Source organism: Bacillus sp. SD088, from assembly GCF_017355205.1.
Classification (GTDB): Bacteria; Bacillota; Bacilli; order Bacillales; family Bacillaceae_C; genus Lederbergia.
The window spans coordinates 94,626-108,392 of the sequence record NZ_JADIJK010000007.1 but is presented as its reverse complement, the minus strand read 5'-3'; the positions used below and the strand labels follow the sequence as shown (position 1 = coordinate 108,392).

The following is a 13,767-nucleotide window of genomic DNA, read 5'->3' as shown; positions in this document are numbered from 1 at the left end:
AAAAAACTCCTTTTGGGACATATGTCCTTTTTATTATAAACTAAGCTGATATGATAGGTATAAATAAAAAGTTGCAGGAGTGTTACATAATGAAATTTGTGTTTGATTTAGATGGAACTATTTGTTTTAAAGGGCAGCCAGTTTCGGAAAGGTTATTAAGTTCCTTAGAAAAATTAGTTGGGATGGGACATGAAATCATATTGGCTTCAGCTAGACCAATACGAGATTTGCTTCCAGTCTTACATGAGAGGTTCCATCATTATCCAATGATTGGTGGAAATGGAGCAATCGTGGCAAATAAAGGGGAAATAATTTCAACGATTTGTTTTGAAGATCAAACAATTGTAAGAGTTACGCAGTTATTAAAAAAGTATAATGTAACCTATTTAATCGATAGTGATTGGGATTATGCCTATACTGGGCCCGCAGATCATCCGATTTTAAATAATCTTGATCCGCAAAGACGGGCTAAAAAAGTTAAATTAGAGCAATTACAACCAATTGTGAAAATACTAATGCTTACTGCTAATAATATGAAAGCTGTTGAAGAGCAGCTGGAAAATATAGACGTTGTCGTCCATGCTCACGGAAATGAAGGAATTTTAGACATTAGTCCAAAGGGCATAGATAAATGGAGCGGATTGCAACAACTAGGTGTTAAAGAGGGAGAATATATAGCATTTGGAAATGACGCCAATGATATTACGATGTTTCAACATGCGCTGCACTCCATTATGATCGGTCATAATGAACAGCTAGCACCATTTTCATCTGAACAATTGGTTTTAGATGAAGAGATTGAAAAAAATCTAGTACAAAGATTGGGTGAATGGGGAGATAGTAACATTAAATCTGAAATGACACGTATAATATAAAAGTAACCTTTATAATAAGACAGCATTCCAAACCCTTTTAATTGTGAAATGTTCATCAGTTTGTAACGAATCACTATTTTTGTTGCCGTGATGACAGCATCTAGGTGCCTATAGGATTAAATATTTGTTAGAATGGAATCAAATCAATGTAGGAGTTGCATGTTATGTCTGGCGATATTAATTTATTCTTGGCTTTTGGGGCGGGGTTTTTGAGCTTTATTTCACCATGCTGTCTCCCTCTATATCCCGCCTTTTTATCGTATATTACAGGAATGTCTGTTAGTGAAATAAAAAGTGAGAATGCGATGTTCAAGCGCAGAAGCATGTTACATACGCTTTTTTTCTTATTAGGTTTTTCCATTATTTTCATTGTCCTTGGGTTCAGTACTACGTTTATAGGTCACTTTTTCATACAGTACCAGGATCTAATTAGAAGAATTGGCTCAATATTTATTGTGTTCTTTGGTTTGGTGATTACAGGGGTCATTTCTTTTGATTTTATAATGAAAGAAAGACGTTTTGAATTTAAGAATCGCCCAGCAGGTTACCTCGGCTCTACCTTAATTGGAATGGCGTTTGCAGCTGGCTGGACACCTTGTACAGGCCCCATTTTGATGGTTGTATTGGGATTGATTGCTTCGAATCCGGGAGCAGGTGTGATTTATATGATCGCCTATACATTAGGTTTTGCCATTCCCTTCTTCATTCTCTCCTTCTTTATTGGTCGAATGAACTGGATTCGCAAACATAATGTAAAAATCATGAAAATTGGCGGAATCATCATGATTTTAGTTGGGATCTTGCTTTTCTTTGATGGTTTGACTTTTATTATCGGTATTTTTCAGTTGCTATTTGGCGATTTTATGGGTTTTTAAATGGATAAAGAAAAGTGAGATATGAAAATAGGTTTGAATCAGATAGATTCAAACCTATTTTTTCGTCCTCGGAAGAACAGCTTTTCTAAAAAAGATGTTCATAAGGAGAAACATCGATATTTAATTCCTCTAGCTTTTTTCTTAAAAATTTATGATCACGTTTAGGCGTAGCGACGATATACCCTCTTATCAATACATCTAAATCGATCTTTTTTACCTTTTCTTGTAAAGCCAGTTCTCCGATTTTCCCAGCAATTTTTTGTCTAGCAATATCGCGGAATAATTCGGGTACAGGACTGACTAATTCATCGAGTAAAGCCCTTTTATCTGGTGTCCATAGTTTTTTAGTCTTTTTAACAAAATATTCTTCCCAATCCATGTCTGATTTTCCATCTTCCTTAGGCAGGCGTTTGAGGAACTTTCTAAACATAAAAAACCCGCCTATCCCCATAAAAGTGATTAGGAACACAACCCATAAAAGTATAAGCCATAAAAACCAACCGTGAAGCATGTTTTCACCCCTATATAACATACAGTACTCTAGTTATTATAGCGAATATAAAATTATAAAAACAAGCACTTAGGACGTTTGTCGAAATAAATTCTTAATTCTACTTGATCTTTAAATCATGAGAAACGTAAAATAAGATTTAAGAGGATGTTCAAAAAATTCCGGTAAAAAAAGACACGGCGAGGGTAAGAGATCTTCGACTAAGGACCAACACATTCTATGGACAACGTCGAAGTCACCATATCCTGTACGGCGAAAGTCTGCGACCTTAGCTGACTCCGCCCTTTTTACCCGCCTTTTTGAACCGTACTTTAAGGTGGTGACCTGATTGGAGAAGACATATTATGTAGCAACCTTGATTTTTGCTTGGTTTATCACTTTAAGCTTATTTGTCTTTTCATTTTTTGCTTTCCAACTCTCGTATTATTTTTTTGGAGTCCTAATTTTGATCATTTGCATAGCAGCGGTAGCTGTCAATGTTTTGCTCTATCGAAATATAAAAAAGCAACCGCAAAAATAAAGTGAAACTTCAATCAGTGGGGTTCCTTCCATCCCCGCTGATTTTAGAGAATCAAAGGCTAAGGTCGCAACATCCTGTTGCAATAATGCCTTTGTGACCAACCTCCTGTTGGCCTGAACCAATCGGGCCTTTACGGGCAATTTATCCCCACGCCCAATGTTTCTCCGTATTCTCTAAAGTCTAGAGGTGGGAGTATTACTGCCCGTTAAGGCGGGATAAAAGAAAATCCGCTTTGCATCAGAAAAATAAATGCAAAGCGGATTTTTTATGCGTTAGGAAACTATGAAATGTTGCATTTATAGAGTAATTAGCTTGCAGTTTGACATCAAGCTCCAGCTCCTAGCCTCGAAAGGCTCGCAGGATGCGAGTCCATCGGCGCTGCGAAGTACAGGATGTACTGGTGCAGACGAAGCGACAGGACGTCGCGTTTGAGTCTGCCGACAGGATGTAGGATGTCGTGACCTTAGCCTTAGCCGATGTTCCACTAAATAACCCTGGACCTATGAAGGGGAAAAGCTCCTTCATAGGTCCAGAAACATTTGCTTGTCGCCGATATGCGGGTGCTTGCGCTTTTATTCTTAATTATTGTTTAATAAAAGAACTAAACAAGGTAAATAGTCCTTTTAATATAATGGCGGCTGCGAAAAGTAAGATCAAGATTACGGACATGGTCATTAGAATCCCCGCTACTGGTCCAAGCATGTCTGATACATTCGGGACAAACAATAGACCAATTACAGCAAAACCAGCAAATATACTAGCAAAGTATATGGGGATTTTACTATTCAGAAAAGTCATGATGATCCCTCCTTATCCTATTTTACGTTCAAATGGATTGGTTTGTGTCGGCATGAAAATTGTTTGGGCAACAAATAATGGAAATGTGCTACCACTATTTTTAATAAATAAACTACTTTCGAGAACTGAAATAGGATTGTAAAGAAATGAACATTGGTTTGTTATTGTCTTGTTATACTCCTCTGTTAGGATAAGACATGTTGGTTCGATTTGGGCTAACAAAAAGGAGGATATAAATATGAAAAAGTCTTTAATCGCTATGGCAGCCGCCATTACCGTAACAACCATTGGAGTCAATAGTGTTTCTGCGGCTACATACAAAGTCCAAGAGGGTGACAGCTTATGGAGTATCTCAGATAATGAAGGGACAACAGTCGATCATTTAAAAGAGCTAAATAATTTATCATCCGATATTATTCTACCTAATCAAACATTAGCATTAGATGCTCAAGAAGCAGAAGAAATATATACAGTAAAAGCTGGAGATTCTCTTTGGGACATTGCTAGCACCTATAATGTAACGGTTAAGCAATTAAAAAAGTGGAATAAACTTGATGGAGATACAATTCATCCGGGACAAGAACTTCACATACAAGGGAATAATAAGGTAGAAGAAAATAATAATCCTCAACAAAAAGAGGAAAAGGATGTTTCTACTCAATCTGAGAAATCTGAACCGGTGCAGGCTGATAACGAGCCCGCTGGAAAAGAAATGACAGTTACAGCTACAGCCTATACAGCTTCTTGCGATGGTTGTTCAGGTGTTACTGCAACAGGAATCGATCTGAAGAAAAATCCAGACCAAAAAGTCATCGCTGTAGATCCAAAAGTCATTCCATTAGGATCAAAGGTACAGGTTGAAGGATATGGAACGGCTGTCGCAGGCGATACGGGCGGTGCCATTAAAGGAAAGAAGATTGACCTATTTATGCCAGCTAAATCAGATGCCACTAAGTTTGGTGTCCGTTCTGTTAAAATAAAAGTTCTCGATTAAAGAAATAAAGGCTGTCTAAAGTGAAGTTCCTATTTCACCTTAGACAGTCTTTTTTTGTTTCATTTATAGCTTCTATGGGTATTCTAGAAAAAAAGGAGGCTGTTAGTATGGATACTTCTAAAGTGGTGGGTGTTTTTGATAGTGAAGATGAAGTAATTGAGGAAATAAGGAAATACGAAAAAAAAGGGGTAAAGAGGGATAATTTTTCCGTACTAGCCAAAGATGACAAAAAAACTGAATATTTAACAGAAAAAATGGATGTAGATGATGAGAATTCAGGTGGACCATTTGATTTTTTAAGTGGATTTTTAGCAGGGGCTGGACCAGCGGCCGGCGTTCCAACTGGAACCACTACAGGTGCAACATCAGGTGCAGGCGTTTTAGCGATTGGACCAATCGTTTCAGGGCTTCAGGAAGGAACTATGTATGATTGGGAAAATAACCTATCAGATGAGTATACGGAAGAACTTGACAATGGGAAAATCCTTCTTTTATTAAAAGAATAAGGGAACCAAAACGAAAAATAGACTTTCCTTCATATGTGAAGGGGGTCTATTTTTTTGTAATGAAAAAATTGCTTTTTCCAATCACTTTGTTTAGAGTAAAGGAAGTTGTTTCTCGTGAATATTTCTATGTGAAAAAAGCGTACTTTTATAGGACAAACTGTTTTCCCTAAAAGATTAGGATCATTTTACTTTCATCCAAACTTACACGAGTTGATAAGGAGAATCCATGGTTGAATAAAGTGAATAAAAAGAAAAACGTAAAAAAGACAAAGCAGGCTATTAGAAGAAGAATCGTGTTCGCGATTGTTCTCGTCCCCATGACTATTTTTATCGCGCTCATTTTTTATATTGGTCATTTGTTTAACGAAAATCAAGAAGTAGAGCGCCCCCTTATACCTGAAGAATTTATCCCAATTTATAAAGCGGCAGAGCAAGAATTCGGAGTACCATGGTATTTGTTAGCCGCCCACCATAGAGTAGAAACGATTTTTTCCACTATGGACCCTATGCTATCGCCTGCAGGGGCAGAAGGACCGATGCAGTTTATGCCATGTACATTTGTCGGTTGGACTCATCCGAGTTGTGATGGTCTAGGTGAGGGAGATATTCCAGAAGAGGACAAGGTAGACCCAGAGATTATAAAAAAGTATAACGGTTATGGAATAGATGCAAATGGTGATGGTAAAGCAGATCCATGGGATATAGAAGATGCTATTTTCAGCGCAGCCAATTTTTTATCCCATTCAGGTGCTGCGGAGGGAGAGGTTGAAAAAGCGATCTATACTTATAATCATAGCGATCAATATGTAGAGGATGTCCTTCATTACATGAATTTATATAAAGAAAAATATGATGAAGAGGACGAGGATGACATTGAAACTTAAAAAACCGGGAGTGTTTATGCTCCCGGTTTTTTTAAAAGTATAAAATTTTGGCTAGTGTTTTGATCTAGCTCCAGTGCCCAGCTCCTCGAGGCTCGGAGGATGCGAGTCCATCGGCGCTGCGAAGTACAGGATGTACTGGTGCAGACGAAGCGACAGGACGTCGCTGTTTGAGTCTGCCGCCAGGACGTCGCGAATTTAGCCTTTCTTCTTACATCAAGGTGCTTGCGCTTTTCTTATTTAGGCATTGTCTCTTCCCTTCGAAATAGCCCCAAGAATTAAGCTCATAATAAAGACCAAAATCAATGAACCAATTAAGGCTGGTACGATTGCCATTCCGGCTACCTGTGGTCCCCAGTCTCCAAATAAGGCTCCACCGATCCAAGCTCCAATAATCCCAGCGATGATATTTCCAACGATTCCACCAGGGATATTTTTTCCGAGAATTAAACTTGCAATCCAACCGATAATTCCACCAATGATTAGATATAAAAGAAAGCTCATTATATTCATCTCCTTTAAGATAATTGATTTAAACTAACGAACTTGTTTTTATTATGACCGAAAAGGTTGAGGATAAACATATTGGAAGAATTTGAAAAAAATATTGATATACGTTTGATAATGATTCATTTGATGAGAAATTTATAGTATTCCTTACAAAATCATTTTTATTCCATTCACTCGATTTTTTTGATATGATGAACAATGGATTGGGACTTGCATTCTTTTATGAAGTCATAAGTTTTTTTTATCGAAAACCATAACTTTCTTAATATTTACTTATAACAATAATTATTATAAAATAATATTGAGGAAAAATTAGCGGTTTTAAGCCTATTTTTTAAATAGGTTGGATGAATTGGAAATGGGGGTATTCTTATGGGAAAACAATCGAAAAATGATGTTTTTAAAGCGCGTTCTTCTTTTGAATTGAATGGGAAACGGTATAACTACTATCGACTATCAGTTTTAGATGATGCAGGTGTGGCCAAAGTAGGGCGTCTACCTTACTCTATTAAGGTCTTATTGGAATCTGTACTTCGTCAAATGGATGGACGGGTGATTAAACAATCGCATGTAGAAGATTTGGCTAAATGGGCAGAAGATAGCGAAGTGACAGGAGAAGTCCCATTTAAACCATCTCGAGTTATTTTACAGGATTTTACAGGAGTTCCGGCTGTAGTGGACCTTGCTTCACTTAGAAAAGCAATGTCTGATATAGGCGGAGATGCTGAAAAGATTAATCCGGAAATCCCTGTAGATCTAGTTATTGACCACTCTGTACAGGTCGATTCTTATGGGACACCAGAGGCATTACAAACAAATATGGATTTTGAATTTCAAAGAAATGCTGAACGTTATGAGTTTTTAAGCTGGGCCCAAAAAGCATTTGATAATTATCGTGCTGTACCACCTGCTACAGGTATTGTTCACCAGGTTAACTTAGAGTATTTAGCTAATGTGGTACATGCTGTCGAAACGCCAGATGGAGATTTTGATGCTTATCCGGATACGCTAGTAGGAACAGATTCCCATACAACCATGATCAATGGTGTAGGTGTGCTTGGATGGGGTGTAGGTGGAATTGAAGCGGAAGCAGGAATGCTCGGCCAGCCATCTTATTTTCCAATTCCGGAAGTAGTTGGAGTTAAATTAACGGGTGAATTACCAAATGCTGCAACAGCAACTGATTTGGCGTTAAAGGTTACACAAGTACTACGCTCACATGGTGTAGTTGGTAAATTTGTTGAGTTCTATGGTCCTGGTGTTGCAAGCCTACCACTAGCAGACCGTGCAACGATTGCGAATATGGCTCCAGAGTATGGGGCAACATGTGGCTTTTTCCCTGTAGATGCTGAAACATTAAACTATTTACGCCTTACTGGTCGTCCAGAAGAACAAATTCAACTTGTGGAAACATACTTAAAAGAAAATGATATGTTCTTTACAGTGGATAAAGAGGATCCAGTATACAAAGATATCGTTGAATTGGATTTATCTGAAATAGAAGCAAATCTTTCTGGTCCAAAACGTCCACAGGATTTGATTCCACTATCAAAAATGAAAACTTCTTTTGAAGTGTCTCTTCAAGCCCCTGCTGGAAATCAAGGCTTTGGTTTGACGGCAAGAGAAATCGATAAAGAAGCAACGGTTAAATTTAATAATGGTGATGAAGCTACGATGAAGACAGGTGCAGTAGCCATCGCAGCGATTACGAGTTGTACAAATACATCAAATCCATACGTTATGCTTGGTGCAGGTTTACTTGCGAAAAAAGCCGTTGAAAAAGGATTGGAAGTACCGAAGTATGTCAAAACATCACTTGCTCCAGGTTCAAAAGTGGTAACTGGTTACTTGCGTGATGCTGGACTTATGCCGTTTTTATCTAAATTAGGTTTTGATCTAGTCGGCTATGGGTGTACAACATGTATCGGAAACTCTGGACCATTGAAAGAGGAAATTGAAAAGGCGATTATGGATAATGATTTACTTGTTACATCTGTTCTTTCAGGTAACCGAAATTTTGAAGGACGTATCCATCCACTTGTGAGAGGAAATTACCTGGCATCCCCTCCACTTGTTGTTGCTTATGCTCTTGCAGGTACAGTTGATATTGACTTGAATAATGAACCGCTTGGAAAAGACCAAGATGGGAACGACGTGTTCATGAAGGATATTTGGCCTTCAAAAGAGGAAATTGCTGAAACTGTAAGTAGCGCTGTGACACCTGAACTATTCCGTAAAGAATATGAGCATGTGTTTGATGATAACAAGCGTTGGAATGAAATTAAAACAAGTAATGATCCATTGTATAAATGGAATGATGATTCGACTTATATTCAAAACCCACCTTTCTTTGAAGATTTAGCTAATGACTTAGAAACAGTCAAACCACTTACTGATTTAAGAGTAGTTGGTAAGTTCGGGGATTCCGTGACAACTGACCATATTTCTCCCGCCGGTGCGATTGGTAAAGATACACCTGCTGGAAAATATTTGATCGAAAAGGGTGTAAAACCACGTGATTTTAACTCTTATGGATCACGTCGTGGGAACCATGAAGTCATGATGCGCGGAACGTTTGCTAATATCCGCATCCGCAATCAAATTGCCCCGGAAACGGAGGGTGGTTTCACGACTTACTGGCCAACAGAAGAAATTATGCCGATTTATGATGCATGCATGCGTTATAAAGAGGAAGATACCGGTCTAGTTGTTCTTGCTGGGAAAGACTATGGTATGGGATCTTCTCGTGACTGGGCAGCAAAGGGAACGAATCTTCTTGGGATTAAAACAGTTATTGCTGAAAGCTTCGAAAGAATTCACCGTTCGAACTTAGCGATGATGGGTGTGTTACCATTACAGTTCAAAAAAGGTGAAAATGCTGAGACTCTTGGTTTAACTGGAAAAGAAGTTATCAATGTACATGTTGATGAAAAAGTTAAACCACGTGATATTATTAAGGTTACAGCTATAGCTGAAGATGGAAAGAAGACAGAATTTGATGCACTGGTTCGCTTTGATTCCGAAGTAGAAATTGACTACTACCGTAATGGAGGAATTCTACAACTCGTTCTTCGTGGAAAGCTTGCATAAAGCTTTAGATTTGTAATCAAAATTTCCCATGTGTTCTATGGGCAACACGAAAATCAGTAGATCCTGTACACGAAAACACTTTGCCTTAATTTTTTTAGGGTAAAGTGTTTTCTTTAAAGAGAAATTTAAAACCTTTCCTGAAAAAAAAGTTTGAAAATTTGGTTTAGTCAGTCGCCTTTTGGTGAATAGTAATAATAGGAAATTGTGAAGGAGTGATACATAGTGAGAAAAGTGCATAGAAAGTCTTTTTCTGATCTTGTACAAGAAAATAAACAAGCGTTAATAAATGATGCAAAGGCAATTGAAAAAATAGAAAGCAAATTGGAAGAAAAGCATACAAAAAGAGCATAATTAATCCTCATAAATCTCCCCCTTTCTGTGAAAGATATGATGGAAAGGGGGAGAAAAAATGAGTAAACCACAACATAGTCAGCAAAACTTTACTCCAGATCATCTTGGAGAAAAAAGTGTAGCAGTTGATGCAAATAAAGGAAAAAAGATGGCTAATAAAACCAATAAAGGTCCTGATGTAATACAAACAAAAGGGGAATAAAACTACATTATCAAAAGGAGTGTTTTATGATGGCACATGATAAATATCAACCGAAACCCGACGATCGTAGTGATAATGTAGAAAAATTAAAAGAGATGATCGACAATACCATTGAAAATATGGAAGAAGCAGAAGCAACAATGGAATTTTCTGACGGCAAACAAAGAGAAAATATTTCTAAGAAAAATGAAAAGAGACAACAAAGTCTTAAAGGTATGCGTGAAGAAATAGAAGATGAAGCAGCTGCGCAAGAAAATCAATATGAATAATCATCAAAAACCGGCCCTTTAAGCCGGTTTTTGATTTTAAAAATAAGAAAGCCTAAAAGAAATTTTTCTTGAGATTGCCTTGAGTCTGAGTGGAGTTGTAGTCTAGCTCCAGTCTTCATTAGCGTTGCACCAGTACGGCGCGAACTTTTCTGCCAAAGAAAGGCAAAGAACTTTCTTTGGATTAGAACGTTTGTTTGTCTTCCGATAGGCAGACTCCTTGGCTTTTCGTTAAAATCCATATTCTTTTTAGAAAATAAAGTAATGTGATAGAATGAACATAAGCATAAAGAGGGTGAGAATAGATGTATTTATCAGAAGCGAGCATAGAAGTTCGATATGCTGAAACAGATCAGATGGGAATTGTTTACCATGCAAACTATCTTATTTGGATGGAAATTGGAAGAACAAAGCTCATTGAGGATCTAGGCTTCCATTATACCAAAATGGAAGAGGATGGAATTTTAGCTCCCGTTGTTGATATCCAAGTGTCCTATCATCAGCCTGTAAAATATGGCGATCCTGTTAAAATCGAAACATGGATAGAGGAATATAACGGTCTTAGGACAACCTATGGGTATAAGATTTATATACACGATAAAGATTTAGCTGTAACTGGCTTTTCAAAGCATGTATGTGTAAAAAAAGATAATTTTAGACCTGTTTCTTTGCGTAAGCTTTATCCAGATTGGCACAAGGCTTATTTAAATGCCAAAAAAGATCCTGAAAGGGAAGGGAATAGATAATGGCATTTGGTATTACAAAATTGGATTTACATCATTGGAAACAGGAAATTGATCAAGGGAAAATAGCTTTTCTTACCCATTATTGGCTAGATGCTCGTTTTCCTGCTTGTAAGTCTGTTACGAAAGTAGGTTGTCATGATTTAGTGAAGCTTGCTAAGTGGGGAGAAGGCTTCCAATTAAAAGAAGAATGGATTCATCATCGTAAAGATGGCTATTCTCATTATGATTTACTTGGGGAAAAACAGATAGAGGTATTGGAAAAAGAAGGATTGCTTGATCATGTAAAAGCAAAAATCCAATTAAATTAAACGGGGAGGTCTTCGAAATGGAAATAAAATTAACCGATAGAGCGGCAAAGTGGTTTGAATCGGAAATGTCTTTACATAGTGGTGATTTTGTCCGTTTTTATGTTCGTTATGGTGGATCAAGCCCTATTCAACAAGGCTTCTCATTAGGTGTGAATAAGGAAGAACCTATGGATCCAGGCATTGAAATGATAAAAAACGGGATAACCTATTTCGTAGAAACACGTGATGTCTGGTACTTTGATCAGTATGATTTAGTTGTTGATTATGATGAAAAACAGGATGAACCAATTTATGATTATAAATAACAGAAAAGACGAAGGGAGATTTCTCTTCGTCCTTTCTATGTTTAGGGGATTCTGCATTATTTAGGAAACATGAATTGCTTTAAATCTTTTCCACTGTAATCTGTAAAGCCTTTTTCTTTTGCTTCATCAATCGGGTATACTTGATAATTTTTAAATTGTGTACTGGAGTTGAAGGTAGGATGAAAATCAACATTCTCAATCGTTGTGTCACTGGTTTCTCCGACCGTTTTCTTCTTGATTGAGACTTCAATCATTCCCCCAATATCTATGTATTCATTCTCCGTTGTTTGCCCATTAAGAAAATTTCCTAAAGAGTAAACAACAACCCCTTTTCCTCCGTCAGGTTTATCTATCCATTCAATCGGCTGTAAGACATGAGGGTGATGCCCAAAAATAATGTCAGCTCCAGCCTCAATGAACTGATGAGCGAGCTCCTTTTGCATTTGATTAGGTGTTCTGGCATATTCGTCTCCCCAATGCAGCGCAAGTAAGACAATATCTGATTTTCCTTGAGCTTCTTCAATATCATCTAGTACTTTCTTCGGCTCTAATATACTAACCAAATAATCCTTTCCTGCTGGAACGGGGACTCCATTTGTTCCATAAGCATAAGCCAAGACAGCTAATTTAATACCATTCACATTCACGACTCTTATTGTGCTTTTGTCTTCTGGACTTTTGAATGTCCCAGTATAGGGTAAATTTTTTTCTTCATAATAATCAATAGCACTTAAAATCCCTTTTTCACCCTTATCTAACATATGATTATTGGCCGTTGTGACCATATCAACACCAGCATTGATAATTCCATCAATGATTTCATAAGGGCTATTGAAACTAGGATAACCCGAAAGCCCTAATTTCGTTCCTCCTGGAACAGACTCTTGATTCGCAATTAAGAAATCCGGTTTTTGCAGTAGCGAATATACTGGAGACAACATAGGGTCAAAATTATAATCATCATCTTTAGTTAAAGCATCATGATAAACAGTGTCATGGAGTAAAATATCACCAATTCCGGCAATCACAGCTTCTGTCTCAAATTGTTTAGGAGTATGCTGAAGTGAGTTCTGGCCATTCTGCGCTATTTCACGGTTCGAAAGAGCAGTTGTTTTTTGAAAAATTAACAGAGCGATTATGCAGATCATCACCAAAAAAGTAAGAGAGACTGTCCATATCAACCGCTTGTTTCTTGTCAAATCTCTCCCTCCTTATCATCCTTATAACCATTTTATTTTAGGTTCTGTTTTATTTCGAATTCTACTGATATTCGTTCGGTGTCGTATAATAACGAAGGCTGCTAGAAGTGCTACGACAAGCGACAAAAGATAGTCCTTTGTGAAGATCATATTGATTAACGAATAGATAATCGCAAAAATTGCCACAATAATCGATGATAAAGATACGTATTTAGAAAGTTTTAAGCTAATTAAAAATACAATCACGACGGAAATAAAAAGTAGGGGATCATAGCCGAGTAAGATTCCTCCAGAAGTTGCCACAGCCTTGCCACCCCGAAAATGAGCAAAAACTGGAAACATATGACCAATAACGGCAAAGATTCCCGGGATTAATGGATGGAGCTCACTTCCAAACAGCATTGGTAAAAAAATAGTCACTGTTCCTTTGAGGATATCGGCTAGAATAACGACTGACCCCGCCTTTTTCCCTAAAGTACGAAATGAGTTCGTTGCTCCTAGATTTCCACTTCCATGTTCACGAATATCTATTCCGTAAAATACTTTACCAACAATCAAGCCAGAAGGAATGGACCCAATTAAATAGGCCAATAAAAGTATTAATACATACTGCATAAGCATTACCCCTTTTAAAATGCGTCAAATGAGTCCGAATGGGACAATCACTGCTCACTCATTGTACCATGAAGAACGGTAAATGAAAAAACTATTTTCCCTATATGAAAATGTTCAAAAATACCTGTCAAAATGACACTTCAGGATAAAGGATCTTCGACTAGATGCCGACATGTCCTGTGCTCGAAACAGCACCATCTCAAACTTTCGAAGCC

Annotated in this window: 18 protein-coding genes; 14 read left to right on the top strand and 4 right to left on the bottom strand. The window is 37.5% G+C overall.

The window, feature by feature from the left end; genetic code table 11:
• Positions 1–89 precede the first annotated feature (89 nt).
• Both IPU53_RS08380 and IPU53_RS08375 read left to right on the top strand, forming a co-directional pair.
• Positions 90–875: an HAD family hydrolase gene (locus IPU53_RS08380; RefSeq protein ID WP_207449771.1), complete on the top strand. Its 786-nt coding sequence runs from the start codon at positions 90–92 to the stop codon at positions 873–875.
• A 164-nt stretch (positions 876–1,039) separates the two neighbouring features.
• Positions 1,040–1,750: a cytochrome c biogenesis CcdA family protein gene (locus IPU53_RS08375; RefSeq protein WP_207449769.1), complete on the top strand. Its 711-nt coding sequence runs from the start codon at positions 1,040–1,042 to the stop codon at positions 1,748–1,750.
• Positions 1,751–1,835: 85 nt separating this feature from the next.
• Here IPU53_RS08375 and IPU53_RS08370 read toward each other — a convergent pair whose 3' ends face one another.
• A complete protein-coding gene (locus tag IPU53_RS08370; RefSeq protein ID WP_207449767.1) occupies positions 1,836–2,261 on the bottom strand; it encodes a DUF2621 domain-containing protein in 426 nt (141 codons plus the stop codon).
• A 328-nt stretch (positions 2,262–2,589) separates the two neighbouring features.
• Here IPU53_RS08370 and IPU53_RS08365 point away from each other — a divergent pair, with 328 nt between their 5' ends.
• From IPU53_RS08365 to IPU53_RS08345, 5 genes are all read left to right on the top strand, one after another.
• Positions 2,590–2,781, top strand: a complete 192-nt coding sequence (locus IPU53_RS08365; RefSeq protein WP_207449765.1) for a hypothetical protein — start codon at positions 2,590–2,592, stop codon at positions 2,779–2,781.
• Between the two features lie 457 nt (positions 2,782–3,238).
• A complete protein-coding gene (locus tag IPU53_RS08360) occupies positions 3,239–3,721 on the top strand; it encodes a hypothetical protein (protein ID WP_207449763.1) in 483 nt (160 codons plus the stop codon).
• 96 nt (positions 3,722–3,817) lie between these two features.
• Positions 3,818–4,573 carry a 3D domain-containing protein gene (locus IPU53_RS08355; protein ID WP_207449761.1) on the top strand — a complete coding sequence of 252 codons (756 nt, stop codon included), beginning with the start codon at positions 3,818–3,820 and terminating at the stop codon, positions 4,571–4,573.
• A gap of 107 nt (positions 4,574–4,680) precedes the next feature.
• Positions 4,681–5,079, top strand: a complete 399-nt coding sequence (locus IPU53_RS08350) for a general stress protein (RefSeq protein WP_207449759.1) — start codon at positions 4,681–4,683, stop codon at positions 5,077–5,079.
• A gap of 239 nt (positions 5,080–5,318) precedes the next feature.
• Complete coding sequence (locus IPU53_RS08345) at positions 5,319–5,963, top strand: lytic transglycosylase domain-containing protein (protein ID WP_396019929.1); 645 nt, start codon at positions 5,319–5,321, stop codon at positions 5,961–5,963.
• Between the two features lie 237 nt (positions 5,964–6,200).
• Here IPU53_RS08345 and IPU53_RS08340 read toward each other — a convergent pair whose 3' ends face one another.
• Positions 6,201–6,464, bottom strand: coding sequence for a GlsB/YeaQ/YmgE family stress response membrane protein (locus IPU53_RS08340; RefSeq protein WP_207449757.1), 264 nt, complete (start codon positions 6,462–6,464; stop codon positions 6,201–6,203).
• 378 nt (positions 6,465–6,842) lie between these two features.
• Here IPU53_RS08340 and acnA point away from each other — a divergent pair, with 378 nt between their 5' ends.
• The 7 genes from acnA (at position 6,843) to IPU53_RS08305 (ending at position 11,738) form a co-directional block, all read left to right on the top strand.
• On the top strand, positions 6,843–9,560 hold the full coding sequence (acnA, locus tag IPU53_RS08335; RefSeq protein WP_207449755.1) for an aconitate hydratase AcnA: 2,718 nt from the start codon (positions 6,843–6,845) through the stop codon (positions 9,558–9,560).
• Positions 9,561–9,782: 222 nt separating this feature from the next.
• The gene (locus IPU53_RS08330; RefSeq protein WP_207449753.1) at positions 9,783–9,911 is read left to right on the top strand and encodes an FbpB family small basic protein; all 129 of its coding nucleotides are present in this window, start codon (positions 9,783–9,785) and stop codon (positions 9,909–9,911) included.
• A 58-nt stretch (positions 9,912–9,969) separates the two neighbouring features.
• A complete protein-coding gene (locus IPU53_RS08325; RefSeq protein WP_207449751.1) occupies positions 9,970–10,113 on the top strand; it encodes an acid-soluble spore protein N in 144 nt (47 codons plus the stop codon).
• A 29-nt stretch (positions 10,114–10,142) separates the two neighbouring features.
• A complete protein-coding gene (gene tlp, locus IPU53_RS08320) occupies positions 10,143–10,382 on the top strand; it encodes a small acid-soluble spore protein Tlp (protein WP_207449916.1) in 240 nt (79 codons plus the stop codon).
• Positions 10,383–10,684: 302 nt separating this feature from the next.
• Positions 10,685–11,125 (top strand): acyl-CoA thioesterase, encoded by a 441-nt coding sequence (locus IPU53_RS08315; protein WP_207449749.1) that lies wholly within the window; start codon positions 10,685–10,687, stop codon positions 11,123–11,125.
• Positions 11,125–11,433, top strand: coding sequence for a hypothetical protein (locus IPU53_RS08310; RefSeq protein ID WP_207449747.1), 309 nt, complete (start codon positions 11,125–11,127; stop codon positions 11,431–11,433). Before IPU53_RS08315 ends, IPU53_RS08310 begins: the two co-directional genes overlap by 1 nt.
• 17 nt (positions 11,434–11,450) lie before the next feature.
• The gene (locus tag IPU53_RS08305) at positions 11,451–11,738 is read left to right on the top strand and encodes a HesB/YadR/YfhF family protein (RefSeq protein ID WP_207449745.1); all 288 of its coding nucleotides are present in this window, start codon (positions 11,451–11,453) and stop codon (positions 11,736–11,738) included.
• 56 nt (positions 11,739–11,794) lie between these two features.
• Here the strand turns inward: IPU53_RS08305 and IPU53_RS08300 are convergent, their stop codons facing one another.
• A complete protein-coding gene (locus IPU53_RS08300) occupies positions 11,795–12,937 on the bottom strand; it encodes a CapA family protein (RefSeq protein ID WP_242698151.1) in 1,143 nt (380 codons plus the stop codon).
• Positions 12,938–12,958: 21 nt separating this feature from the next.
• Complete coding sequence (gene plsY / locus IPU53_RS08295; protein ID WP_207449743.1) at positions 12,959–13,552, bottom strand: glycerol-3-phosphate 1-O-acyltransferase PlsY; 594 nt, start codon at positions 13,550–13,552, stop codon at positions 12,959–12,961.
• Positions 13,553–13,767: the final 215 nt, after the last annotated feature.